This window comes from Martinezella lusitana, from assembly GCF_900094565.1.
GTDB lineage: Bacteria > Pseudomonadota > Alphaproteobacteria > Rhizobiales > Rhizobiaceae > Rhizobium > Rhizobium lusitanum.
In genome coordinates this window covers 38904-51810 of sequence record NZ_FMAF01000036.1, presented here as the reverse complement: position 1 = coordinate 51810, position 12907 = coordinate 38904, and the positions used below count along the sequence as shown (strand labels likewise).

Annotated in this window: 9 protein-coding genes and 1 pseudogene; 3 read left to right on the top strand and 7 right to left on the bottom strand. The window is 59.1% G+C overall.

Annotated features, from left to right (window positions below):
- From GA0061101_RS34350 to GA0061101_RS34340, 3 genes and pseudogenes are all read left to right on the top strand, one after another.
- On the top strand, positions 1 to 269 hold a 269-nt coding region (locus GA0061101_RS34350), incomplete at its 5' end, for a group II intron maturase-specific domain-containing protein (RefSeq protein WP_280951449.1).
- Between the two features lie 79 nt (positions 270 to 348).
- Positions 349 to 1206: pseudogene (tnpC, locus tag GA0061101_RS34345) on the top strand (IS66 family transposase); the annotation flags it as partial.
- Positions 1155 to 1796 (top strand): plasmid pRiA4b ORF-3 family protein, encoded by a 642-nt coding sequence (locus GA0061101_RS34340; protein WP_425350046.1) that lies wholly within the window; start codon positions 1155 to 1157, stop codon positions 1794 to 1796. The pseudogene tnpC and the gene GA0061101_RS34340, both read left to right, overlap by 52 nt.
- A gap of 31 nt (positions 1797 to 1827) precedes the next feature.
- On the opposite strand, the gene GA0061101_RS34335 is transcribed toward GA0061101_RS34340, so the two are convergent.
- From GA0061101_RS34335 to bcsA, 7 genes are all read right to left on the bottom strand, one after another.
- Complete coding sequence (locus GA0061101_RS34335) at positions 1828 to 2052, bottom strand: DUF6429 family protein (RefSeq protein WP_037198638.1); 225 nt, start codon at positions 2050 to 2052, stop codon at positions 1828 to 1830.
- A gap of 116 nt (positions 2053 to 2168) precedes the next feature.
- Entirely contained in the window at positions 2169 to 3218 is a 1050-nt protein-coding gene (locus tag GA0061101_RS34330; RefSeq protein WP_092576890.1) for a hypothetical protein, read from the bottom strand.
- 351 nt (positions 3219 to 3569) lie between these two features.
- On the bottom strand, positions 3570 to 4673 hold the full coding sequence (locus GA0061101_RS34325; protein ID WP_092576887.1) for an acyltransferase family protein: 1104 nt from the start codon (positions 4671 to 4673) through the stop codon (positions 3570 to 3572).
- Between the two features lie 128 nt (positions 4674 to 4801).
- The gene (locus tag GA0061101_RS34320; RefSeq protein ID WP_092576907.1) at positions 4802 to 7201 is read right to left on the bottom strand and encodes a cellulose synthase; all 2400 of its coding nucleotides are present in this window, start codon (positions 7199 to 7201) and stop codon (positions 4802 to 4804) included.
- A complete protein-coding gene (locus GA0061101_RS34315; RefSeq protein ID WP_092576884.1) occupies positions 7198 to 8247 on the bottom strand; it encodes a family 8 glycosyl hydrolase in 1050 nt (349 codons plus the stop codon). Before GA0061101_RS34315 ends, GA0061101_RS34320 begins: the two co-directional genes overlap by 4 nt.
- Complete coding sequence (locus GA0061101_RS34310; protein WP_092576880.1) at positions 8244 to 10718, bottom strand: cellulose biosynthesis cyclic di-GMP-binding regulatory protein BcsB; 2475 nt, start codon at positions 10716 to 10718, stop codon at positions 8244 to 8246. Before GA0061101_RS34310 ends, GA0061101_RS34315 begins: the two co-directional genes overlap by 4 nt.
- On the bottom strand, positions 10718 to 12907 hold the full coding sequence (bcsA, locus tag GA0061101_RS34305) for a UDP-forming cellulose synthase catalytic subunit (RefSeq protein ID WP_092576877.1): 2190 nt from the start codon (positions 12905 to 12907) through the stop codon (positions 10718 to 10720). Before bcsA ends, GA0061101_RS34310 begins: the two co-directional genes overlap by 1 nt.

Here is a 12907-nt window from a genome sequence, read left to right as displayed (position 1 = left end):
AACGAACGGAGGTGACGTTGGATGACATTGCTCGCGAGATAAACCCGATCGTTCGGGGATGGATCGCATACTATGGGCAATACTCGCGCTCGGCACTTTATCCGATGGCGAGATACATCAACGAAACCCTCTATGTTTGGTTTAAACGGAAATATAAGCGCTTCCGCAAACGCCTGGGGCAAGCGCGCCTCTTTGTTGCAAAGATTGCGCGGGAAAACCGGAAGCTGTTCGTACACTGGCAACTCGGTAATGGCACGGAGCTCGCTTGATGGGAGCCGGGTGAGGTGAGAGCCTCACGCCCGGTTCTGAGAGAGGCTGGAGGTGAAATTCCTCCGGCCTACTCGCCCGACGATCCCCATTTTGGCCAAGGGCAAATGCAGGACTGGGCGGGTATGGACTTACGTGTTTGACGACAGGTCCTTCGGGGGGCATTTGCCGCCAGCTGCAGTCTATTATGCTTCCAGCGACCGGCGGGGCGAGCATCCGCAAAAGCACCTGGCGGACTATGGCGGCATCCTGCAGACGGACTGCTACAACGGGTTCGAGCCGCTCGGCGTTGCGCAAAGGAAGGACAAGCCGATCACGTTCGCCTTTTGCCATGCCCATGCGAGACGGAAGTTCTTTGAGCTTGCCGACATCGAGAAAAGCGCCCGCGACAGCAAGCGCAACGGCAAGCCGATCTCGCCGATCGCACTGGAGGCGGTCAAGCGCTTCGATGCGCTCTTTGAAATCGAGCGACAGATCAATGGACTGAGCGCCGAAGAGAGACTTGCCGTGCGACAGGAAAAAAGCAGGCCGCTATTCGAAGATATGCATGTATGGCTGCAACAGGAACGTGCCACGCTCAGCCGGTCCTCCGATCTTGTCAAGGCGATGGATTACATGCTCAAACGCTGGGAAGGCTTTGCCCACTTCCTGGAAGACGGGAGAATTTGTCTTACGAACAACGCGGCCGAGCGCGCGCTGAGAGGGCTTGCACTGGGAAGGCGGAATTGGACGTTTGCGGGATCTGAACGTGGCGCCGAGCGCACCGCCGTCATGCTGACGCTCATCATGACCTGCCGCCTCAACGAGGTTGATCCGAAGGCCTGGCTGGCCGATGTGCTTGCCCGCATCGCCGATTATCCCGCATCGCGTTTACATGAACTGCTTCCATGGACGTGGAAAAAAGCATCGGCAGCCACCGCCCTGCCGCAGGCGGCCTGATGGCGGGCGCTTCCGTTGTTCGCCTGAAGATTACCCTCGATGACGTCGAGCCGACTGTGATGCGGCGCGTGGTCGTACCATTCCGGATCAGGCTCAGCCGCCTTCACGAGGTGCTGCAGGTGGCGATGGGCTGGACCAACAGCCACCTCTACGAGTTCCGTATGCGTGATGTCGGCTTTGGTTTACCGGATGATGACTGGGGAGATGGCCCCATCGATGCACGTAAGGTCACGCTGCTGTCTGCGGTTCAGGACACCGGCGCCAAATCGTTCAAGTATCTTTACGACTTTGGCGACGGATGGACGCACAGCATCAAGATCGAACGCACCTTTCCAGCACTCGGCATGGACCGCCCGATGCTGCTTGAGGCCACGGGAGCATGCCCGCCGGAGGATATCGGCGGCCCATGGAGTTACCAGGAGCTCCTGGCGGCACGTGCCGATCCATCGCATGAGCGGCATGCCGAATTCGCCGAATGGCTTGGCAGCGACTACAATCCTGGCTACGCCAACTTCAGTCATCTCAACAGGGCTGTCGATGATCTCGGGGCTAAATGGGTTCGAAAAGCCAGGACGCGCCGAAAAACCTGAAGATGCACCCGGGTCAGCAAGAACTGAACGTTCATCGCGTAAACAGCTGACGGAACAGTTCCTCCGAGCGCCGCAGGCCTTCGTCTGTCAACACCAATGATTTCGACTTGTTCACCGGATCGCCGATCAGCCCCTTATGATGCAAGCGATCCGTCGTTGCCCAGTCAAAACCTTTCCAGGCGCAGCACCCGTTGTGACGTGTCAGCCAGAGTAGCGCCAGAACCGCCTCGTCGATTTTGTCTTCGTCGATCTCCATATCGCCAGCTTATCACGCGCAGGCGAAAACGTCCCGCGGTCCTGCCCGTATGCGTACGACGAAGGCGCGCACGCATGATTCCGAACGGCAGGAGACTCTGCCGCAGGCTCGGAATTTCAGATGCGGCGTTTCGGGCGCACGGTATCAACCAATTTCCTCAAAGGAGCCGTCAATCGCCATGATTTGCTATTCAGCAGATTGCCAAGCCGACCAAGGATAATTGCGTTTTCCTCTTCGTATTTTTGGGCTGCCTCCAACTCAATTTCGAGGCGCTTCGCCTCAGCTTCGATGGTGTTGCATTGCGCGGAGAGCCTTGCAACATCATTGGAAAGCCTAGCAACATCCTCCGCTGCGGCCTGTCTTTCCTGTCTCACCCGCGTAAGCTCGCGGCGCAAGGCGATGAGATCGATATCGGATGTCGTGGGATAGCGATGGATCGATTGACCGGCAGCCTCTCCGGCTTGGCTCGGCTCGGCACCGCCAAGTTCGGACCCGACCCGAACCAAGGACATGGACGCGACTTGATCATGGACCGATTTTGCCGCTTCGGCGGTGATCGTGTCGGGAAGTATGGGCTTTAGGGTCTCGTAAAGATAAGACCAATCCTCGACCATGCGCGGAAAGACCGGGAATATAAGCGGGATGCCCGCCTTGGCGGCGCTATGCACCAGTCTATGAAAACCAATCGCGAGCAGCCGCGCTTGGTCGAGGGGGTTCAACGAGTAGATGATCCCGCCGGGGGTATAGGCGAAAACCTCCCACGTGGCATCGAGCCGGTCCGCCATCCAACCAATATGTTGGTGTAGGTGACGGTGTTCAAGGATGCTTCTGCTCGAAGCCGCCTCGACCAGGTCCCGCATCGGAATGATGATGGCGTCGAAAGAAAACCGATTGCTTGCCAGGATTTCGTCGATGTATTCGCCAGACCAAGGCGATTTCAGGACATATGGCAGATTTTCGTTCGGCTCCACGAGGGGTAGGCGTTCGAGGCCGGCATTGGCGTTTGCTTCCCAAGCTTGCGACTTGTCATCAGGTTTGAAGCCCGTGTCCAGACCCAAGGCGGAAAGGTAACGTACAAGAAAGCTTGTACCCGCCCGGCCAGTGCCAGCAATGAGGAGATGGTGCGTTGGTACAGGACCTTCAACGGTCTCGTTGGCATCTTGCATGATCAGACTAGCTCAATGTTCCGGCAAACCGGAATTGCGAAGGTGCTGCCGGATCCCATGAGGGCAACGCGAACATTCCGCGTCGGGCACATGAAACCGGCAACGATGCCCCCCCACTTGAGCATCATCGTGATCGAGTCAGTTTAGACGGCTTGCCCGGTGAAATCCATCCTCAAACAGGAAACTAAGTTCGTGATTGATATCTTCTTAATCTTGCGCTGTTGTGAACCACACGTCATTCAACCTGGGCGACCGGCGGTAGCTAACAGGTCCCGCTGGCGGTGGAAAATATCGTGCTTGCAAAAGGTCGAGTTTCCTTAAGTTATTCGGTCACCAGATTAGGGAATTTGGTCAGACAACGAGCGAAGGCTGTTGCGGGCCTGTTTTCCTTGAATATGACAAGCCCACATTCATGAAGGGCTTCTCGAATATTTGGTAGCTAACGAAGGCGAACGGAACCAGCGCGAGGAAACAAAGCAACGCCCAGACCTGTCCAATGTAGTAGTAAGAGATATTCATAATGTGTCGTTGCACGAAGTCTGCCATGAGGAATACGACATAGAAGTGCCAGAGATATATCGAGTAGGAATATTTGCCGATCTTTGCGATGAATCGTGACAGCAATCCGCGGGGATGTTGGAATGAGCCGTCGTAGTAGGCAATGAGTGCGCTAAAGAAAGCCCCTTCAATGGTGGGGAGAATAATCCAGATAGGAGAGGGCGAGGGGTATTGCGGCATTCGGTAGAAGCCGCCCATCCGGTCAAATAGATAATAAAATACGCAAAACACGGTCCCTAGTACCAGAGCAAGCACGTGTTTCTTGATGATCATCGAACGGTAGTGGTAGGCCAAAATTCCAAATACAAATTGGTCTAGGCGGCCGGCGAGCGTCCAGTAGGCGGGCCAGAAAACCGTATCGTTCCTGATGAACAAGAACGTTCGTAAGCCGACTGCCAGGAATATCGCCGCGAAAAGAAGCGCTGGCGATTTCCGGCAGAGAAACAGCAGGAGAGGAAGTAAAAGGTAGAAGTGGAATTCCACCGTCAGGGACCACGCACCATTGGGCAGTGTCGGTTCGATCAGACCGGTCGCAAGGCTCCTTGAATAGCCAACGAGGTCAGCTCCAACGACATACTCCCGCACGCCCTCCACTACCAACATCGCAAAAAGTAGGGGAAGGAGCCGGGTCGCTCGACGTGACAGGAATGCAAGGTAATTTACCGATCTCCCGTCAAGAATTTTCGCGAACAGATAACCGCTTAACGTCATGAAAAGAGCGACGCCCGTATGCCCCTCATCCAGCAGAGCAAGCGGGAAAATCGATGGTGCACCTTCAAAAGGCACTGGGCAGCCGTTCGCGTAATGCAGGAAATGCCAGCTGAAAACCATGAATGCCGCAAGCGCGCGAATATGATCGAGACCTAGGTCCCTGGTTCGTTTTTTGGTTTCGGTCATCGCTCGAAATGGGTCAGATGAGAATACTTGTTGGGGGCTATACCAATCGAGACAGCATTTCAATTCCTTACTAGAGGAGGCCTGGATTGTTCAAATTAACTGCAGTGATCACTATGGGGCAGCTGACCTTAATACCCCCCCGGCTGCGGATGGGTCGCGAGCCTCAGGTCTCTCAGGCCGCGATTGCCGTCGCGGTTGCCGGTTGCGGCGACCGCGGTGAAGATGCGCTCAGCATCGTCGTACATTTTGAGATTGAGATAGCAGTATCCGCGCAGCACCATCAGGTCCACACGCTCCTGCTGAAGCTGCGAGCGCTGGTCGAGATAGAGGAGGGCCTCATGGTACCGCTTGCCCGAAAAGGCCGAGAGCGCGCGATCGGAGAGAATGGCCACCTGTAATTCAGCGGCGCGCTGGTGGTTCATGGGGGCCTTGGTCGCCGCGACGGCGGCGTTGTTGGCAAGCCCGGCTCGCAGATAGGCGAGGCTTTGCCCATAGGCGGCCTCCTCGCGCGACTTTGGATCGGTATTGTTCAGCGCGACGCCAAAGGCTTCCACGGCTTCCATCGGTCGATTGAGGTTCATCAGGCACCAGCCGCGCGATAGCGCGTTTGCCGGTGTCAGCAGTTCGGCGCTGATCGTGGTTGTACAGCCGGCCGGACTGCGTGCGCCGCGCACGGCCGTCCTGGTGCGGGCTTCCGCTTGATTGTATTCGACTGGTGGCGCGCGGCGGACGGGCGCTGCGGGCTCTGCGGCCGCCTGCGCGTTGACGGGTGGTTGTGTGATGGGGTCCAGAGGCGTTGCTTGGGGAGCCGCCAGAGGCGCGCTTTGGAGCGATCCCTGCGGCGCGATCTGCGGTGTTAGCTGGACTGTCTGGTTCGGAGAGGGCAGTGGTGCCGAGGTCGGCGTGCGCGTCGCCGGCTCGCCGAGAACGGCGATACGCTGCGAACGGCCTGCCCAGAGCCGCTGGACTTCGGCGACACCTTGCCGGTCGTTCAGCTGATTGCGGGTGATGGCCAGTCCATAAGCGGATGGTTCGTCATCCGGCTTCCAGCGAAGCGCCGTCTCGAACCAGCGCGCCGCAGCCTGCGGCTGGTTCAGCGAACGCGCATACCATCCGAATTGTTGCGCCGTTGGAACGTATTTTTGCTTCACTACTTCGCCGGCCATTCGTCCAAGGACGTCCTCGCTGAGATTGGCGGGTGGCTGCAAGGCCATCAGATTGGCGGTGGCGGCAAGATAGGTTGCCATCGCGTCCTTGGATTCGTTGCGCCATTTGTACATCGCCTCTTCGGCCTCTTGCGGCTTGTGGTCGGCGATCAGCACCAATGCCAGGCCCTGCGAGATTGCTGCGGAATCTTCCTTGGTGTGCGCGGCCTCGAACCATTGCTCCGCGTCGCTATAATTGCTGCGGCGCAGATAGTACCAGCCGAGAAGCGAATCATCGGATGCCAGCCCCTGGCTGCGCGCGACCCGTTCGACCTGCGAGAGATAGTCCTGAGAGACGGTCAGTTTCGGATCGTCATTGCCCTGCGCCACGAAACGGCGTGCAAGGTCGGTCCTTATGCTGTCGAATTCCCGCCCGCCATTGCCGTCGGGTTTCTCGAGGGCCAGCAGGTCCTGCATGGGCTGATAAGACAGCATTGCCGCGGCTTTCTGGATGGTCGCAAGCCTTTCCTGCGGATTGGTGCAGCTCTTCAGCATATAGGTATAGGCGTCCTGCCCGCGCTTGACCCGATCCGTGCGGATAAAGGCTTCCGCCACCCGCCACAGAATGTCTATGTCGCTGCAGGTGAGCAGGCTCTGCGTGTTGGCGGCGATGTCGATGACAGTCGCATATTGCTTGAGATCGGAGGCGTTGACGAGGCGCGCGCGCGCTTCGGCGACGTCGAGGCGCTCCAGCAGATCGGCGGGCGGCTGCCATCCGGCTTCTGCGGTCTGACGGTCGGCGATCGCCTTGCGCAGCTCAGCATAGCGGCCCTCAGAATAGAGCTGCCACATGGCTTCCAGCTGCTTGTCGCTGTTTTGCGGAACGGCAAGCGGATCGGCTGGCGGTGTCCAATTCGGGTAAAGCGTTTGCAATCTGGAGATTTCGGCCTGCAGCCGCGCCTTGTCGCCGCGGCTGGCGAAATAGCGCAACGCGCTTTCGTCCACCTTCGGCGGGCTAGCCGGTTGAGCTTGGCCCGACTGCTGCTGTGCCGGTTGTTGTTGAGCAGCTTGGGGCGCCGTCGACTGCGGTGCAGCCTGTGCCAGTGCGTCAGGCGCCGGCGCATTCGGTTGCGGATTGCTCGGCCCGTCGGACAGGACGGCGGATGGTGCCGTCGCCTGAATGCGGTCGGCGACCGCGCGTAAATCGACTGTTTGTTCGGTAGCGCCGCCCGGCTTGATATCGGCGGCAAGCAGAGTCTGCGGCTCCAGGCGGCTCGATTTCGCCAGCTTGATCTTGTCTTCAGGCGAGACATGATCCTTCGTCGCGAGGGTGAAACCCGCCACGGCCACTGCCATAAAAGCCATGATCAAAGTGGATTTTATAAGCACTCCGGGTGTTTCTCCGCGACGAAAGCCAGGCTCAACAATTGCAAAGTGGACGGGTAGTAAAGGGACGGCGCGAACTGCCGAACCGAGGTGGGTAGTTTCGTTCCGTTAACCACACACGCCACAACATCGTTAACAATTCTATAACCGGGGTCGGGAAGCAGCTGTTTTGGCTTGCCCGTTGCCAGATCGATCGTGCCCGGTTCGTCCCCCTCGACGGTCATGCCTTGTCGCAGCCGTATCAGCAAAACCTTGTCGTCTATCCCGGCTCGCGCCAGGTAGAGCGGTATCCTGATGGCATTATAGCCAAACTCCGCCTCGAAGCCATCGGCAGGTTTCGGCATTGCGCGCAGGCTCACCCAATCGGCCGGCAGTTTGCGCGGGCCGAACTGCATTGAGCGCAACAGGGCAACGCCATCATCCGTCAGTTTTTGCCATCGATCGGAGGGCGCCAGCAGCGCCATGACGGGGATAGCCTCGTAAATCCAATAGGATGGATTGATGATGGGGCCATCCTTGCGGCCCGGGGCCTTGTAGCCATCAACTCCGGGAAGGAGGAGCGTCCGGCCATCGGAATCGATCACGACATGGGAAAGAAGTGCCTTTGCCATGGTTGCGGCGACCTGCAGATAGTCCTTCTTGTTCCATGCCGATCCCGCAAGCGCCAGCGCGTAGGCGATCAGGAGGTCGCCGTCGGAGGCATTGTTCGTGTCTGTTATATGCGGCATGACGGCGGGATCCCATTTCCAGGCCGCCAGGCCATCGTCGCGCAACAGCAATTCGGTTCGTGTGAAGTACCAGATCTGCTCGAAATCGGCCGGGCTATTGGCGAGATAGGCGAGCAAGAGGCCGTAACCTTGCCCTTCGCTGTGGCTGACGTTGCCGTTGCCATTGTCGATGATACGGCCGCTTGCATCGAGGAATTTCGTCTTGTAGGCGATCCAGGCTTCCGGATCGATCGCAGCATGCTGAGCTGCGACCGGTTGGGCTACCGCCAGGATGACAGCGCCGCAGATTGCAAGGATGAAGCGCCAGCGTCTCATTCGCGCCTGCCGATCTTCGAGAGAATGCTTGCGGTGCTGACGCCGAGCAGCAGCGAACCGATCACGAGCAGGAAGGCGTAGGACAAGATATTGCTGGAAAGCCAGTTGGCGGCGATCAAGCGATAATTGGTCAGCGACCAGGCCTGCGACGTGACAAGATCGAAACGGCTGACAGGTACCGTGTCGATCTTTCCCGTCTTGCCGGAATAGACAGTGATGCGACCGCTGATTTGCGGCCAGTCGAATTGCGACGTCATGGCCTCCACGCCTGCCCGCAGATCTCCAGCGCTCGGTGCTGTGATCACGGTCCAGGTGGCGTCGTTGGTCGAGTTGGCTTCCTGGGCGATCAGGAACGTATTGGCATTCGACGGCGTAAACACCTGCTCCGAACTCGGCATGAAGCGTAGCGAACTGAGCGAGATATCGAAGTTGCGATGCATCCATTGCTGGAAGCGGTCGAATTGACCCTGCAGCAGACCGCCGCTGATGCGGGAGCGCCAATCCGCGATCGTGACGGAGGCGTCCTGCGTGCCGGCTTGCCCTGGAGTGGGTGGGCGCCAAGCCACCTGGCTCGTCGCCGCGATATTCATTTGCGAAAGGATCGTCGACGGCAGTTGAGAGATCGAACCGATGAAGATCGCGTTGCGGCCGCTGATCGTGTTCGGCGAGGTAGTCGGCTCCACGGCGACCGGGTGTCCCGCAACGATCGCCATCTGTCCGAGCAGGGTTGCGCTCGCCGACAGCGTATCGGCATCGGCCCGATCGATGAAGAGGGTGGTCGGCTCGGTGTCGCGATTATAGGGATAGCCGGTTCCTGCAAACGCCGCCAGGTTGGGGCGCTGTGCGACCCTTGCAAAATCCGGCATGCGGAACTGGCTTGTGTCGAACAGCGCAAAGCGCGGTGTCGTGCTGGACGTGGCGGCGGGCGCGCAGACGGTATCCTCGTCGGTCATCAACATGGCCTCGAGCGTCAATGTATTCAGGCCCGGCTTGAAATGGCGCATGGTGATGCGGATGGGCAATTGCCGGAAGATGCCACCGCCGCTGGCAGTAATCGGTTTCGTCGTGGCAATGCTGCCATTGACGTAAACGTCGATATGGCTGCCGGGGCGCACGTCCTTTGCATAGGCGGCGTCCAGCAGGATGGTCGCTTCCCCATAGGCATTCGCATAGAAGTCCGAGGGGATCGCCACGTTGAAGCTGGTGTGGAAGCGACGCCCGGAGAATTCCGTCGTCTTCACGCCCAGTTGCTCGAAGGAAAGGCTGGTGCCGGAGTAGATCAGAGGGGCATCCGGCGCCGTCCATCGCTGCGTAACCAGCAGATCGCGACGGGTGCCAGGGTCCCTGTCGGTCGGTGAAACGACCATATCGATCGCGGCGGAGATCGCCTGCCAGGATGGGCCGCTGATGAGCAGAAGCTGCTGGCCGCTGCGCGGATCGGTCGCGAATGTCGCCAGCGCGCCGCTCTGTGCCGAGGAAGGTGCGGCGAAGACCGGCTGCAGTTCTGCGGGTGTGCCGACGACAACCGTCATTTTGCCCGGTCCCGCCGCCGGTACTCCATCCGTGCCAAAGGAGAATGTCTCATTCGGCATGCCGCTGAGGAGCGACAGGCCTTGCGCAAGCCGCAGCAGCGGCTTGGTGGTACCGGGTTGAGCCAGCGCCGGCACCACGATATTGTATTGGGTTTTCCCGGCACCATCGACGCCGATCGCGCGGATTGCATCGGTGGTCGACAGTTTCTCAGCCTCGCGGCCGGTGAAGCTCAGATAGGTTTTTTCCGGATCGACATCGGACCAAAGTTCATAGGTCGATTGTATGTCGCAGTCGGTGCGATGGCGTTGTGTCGCCTCGAACGTCAGCAAATTGGCGCCCGGCTGCAAGAGCCCTCGCGGAATGTCGAAGCTGACATCCGAAACACTATCGGGCGAACCGATCTGCTGCTGGTGAACTACCCGGTCGTTGAGAAGGACGGTGAGTTGCGATGCTTCAGGAGCGACGACGACCGCGTTTTGATAGGCGAAATTGAATTTCGCCGGTGCCGCCGCCTGTTCGGGCGTCAGATAGATCGACCAGGATCTGCGATCGTTCTCGCCTTCCAGCCGAAATTTCGCGAAGGGGACGACGTAACGCCGAAACGCAGGTGTTGCCGGTGCCGCCTGTTTCACAACCGGTGCCGCCTGCGGTGTCACTTGAGCAGGGACGGCGGGCGTCGTCATATGCGGCGCGACAACCTGCGGCGTAGCTGCCGGCGGCACTATCGCTTGTGGAGCAGTCATCTGGGGAGCAATTACCAGCGGAGCCACCGCCTTGGGTGCCTCGGTCTGCGGCGTTGCCGGCTGTGGCGTGAAAATCTGCGGTGTGGCCGGCGGCTCGCCTTTCGGCCGTTCACCCGACATATCGAAGGGCGTCGTTTGCGCCTGCGCGACGGCGGCGGTGATGAGGAAGATCAGTGCTGGAAGGATGCGTCTCATCAGCCTTTCGCCTTCGCGTCCTGCCGTTGCTGCCCCTTTTCGGCCCCGACTCCCTTGAAGAGATAGAGCAAGCCCCGGCTGGTCTGGTAGAGCGATAGCCCCAGGAACCAGACCGTTCCGCGGATGATGCCAGGGTTGCGGCGGCGTGCCTGCTGAAATTTCGTCCACTGATCGGAGTTGGCAAAGACGAGATCGGCGATCAGCCGGTGATCGGCTGCACCCTTCGGGACATATTGGCACCCGATGGTCGTGATATCTCCCATCTGCTCGATATTGCGGATGATGACCGACAGCGTCACCATCTCGGTGCCGCTATAGGGCTGGAAGCGGACGATGGCTTCGGAACCGATCTTCACCAGGCCCATGTCCTTGTTGAAGACGTTCAATCTGGCGCCGTGAACGGACACATCCTCGATAGAGGCGGAATTCCATTTGTCGCCGACGCCGAATTCGCTGCGGCGGTCGACCCTGACGCGCCGCGAGGAGGCGCGCTCTCCACGCTCGGAGACGACACCCAGTGCGCAACCGGAGAGGATCAGGTTGATTACGTTCCAGCCGCCGACGACGAGCGTGACATCAGCCTTATAGGGCTCGGCATAGACACGGTATATGGTCACCGCCAGCGCAATGACCTGTACGGCAAAGATGACGAAGAATGGGCGGCTGATTTCGGAAAGACGGCTGACGGAGATCGATTCGTCCTTGGCCGTGACCTTGAAGGTCGGCTTGCGGGGGTTGAGCATGACCGAGATGACGGCGGGCAACAGATGCACCGTCTGGACATATTCGTAGAGCTCGGAAATCCACGGCCAGCGGAAGGAGCCATAGAGATAGTTCTGCATCATCAGGTTCACGAGCATATAGGCAAGCGTATAGGCAAGGAATTCGCTGCCTGAGGCCGTGAATATCTCGAGATCGAAAAACAGATAGAAAAGCGGCGCGAACAGGAAAACGACGCGCGGAAACGGGAAGAGCCAGAACAGCGTCGAGGACATGTAGCACAGGCGCTGCGGCAGGGTCAGACCACGCTTCAGCAGCGGGAAGCGGAAGCGCAGGATCTGCATCATGCCCTGCGCCCATCGGCTGCGCTGGCCGATGAAGCTCGCAAACGTGGCGGGCTGCAGCCCGGCGATCAGCGGCTTGTCGACATAGATGCTGTTCCAGCCGGCGCCATGGAGCGCAAGTGCGGTTTCACAGTCTTCGGTAATACTGATGCCGCTGAAGCCGTTTTGGGATTCCAGTGCCTTGCGGCTGAGCACGGCTGCCGAGCCGCAGAAGAAGGCTGCATTCCACTTGTCCAGACCGCGTTGAATGATGCCGTAGAACATCTCGTTCTCACTAGGCATGCTGTCGAAGGTGCGCAGATTGCGCTCCAGCGGGTCGGGATTGATGAAGAAATGCGGAGTCTGGACGAGAAAGAGCTTCGGATCGTCCTCAAAGTAGCCGACCGTCTCGCGCAGGAAATCGCGCGCGGGCGCGTGATCGGCATCGAAGACGGCGATCAGGTCGCCATCGGAATGTTCGAGTCCATTGTTGAGGTTGCCGGCCTTGGCGTGTTCGTTGCGCTCGCGCGTCAGATATTCGACGTCGAGCTCCACACATAGCTGTTTGAGCTCGTCATGGCGAGCAATGGCAGCCTGGGATTCAAGTACCTTGGTGGAATTTCGCTTCTGTGCCGTGCCGCCGTCGTCAAGCAGCCAGACTCGGAGCTTATCGGCTGGGTAGTCCATCGCCTTGGCGGAGGCGAGCGTGTTGGCGAGAAGATTGGTGTCCTCGTTGTAGGACGGCACGAAGACGTCGACGGATGGAAAATTTTGCGTCTTCAAGGCACGGGCCGTGCGCGGGGGCAGGGGTGTGGCGACGATGAAGAGGCTGAGCATCAGCATCGCCACGTTATACATTTCGGCGAGATAGAGCAGCAGCCCCGGGATGAAGTTTTCAAGCTGGTTGACGGGCGGCAGCGTGCTCGTCGTCCGCCAATACACATAGCGCAGCACGATTGCCGTGCCGAAGGCGAGCGCGACAAGCCGCCAGGTGCCCTGACGCTTGAGAATCTTGATGATCGCCATCATCGTGACGACAACGGTGCTGGCGATCAGCTGCGTTTGAAGGTTGACCGGCAACGTTATAAGCACCACCCCGCACAGCGCGATCACGGCCCATATCAAGATGCTGCTTGCTGTCTGCAT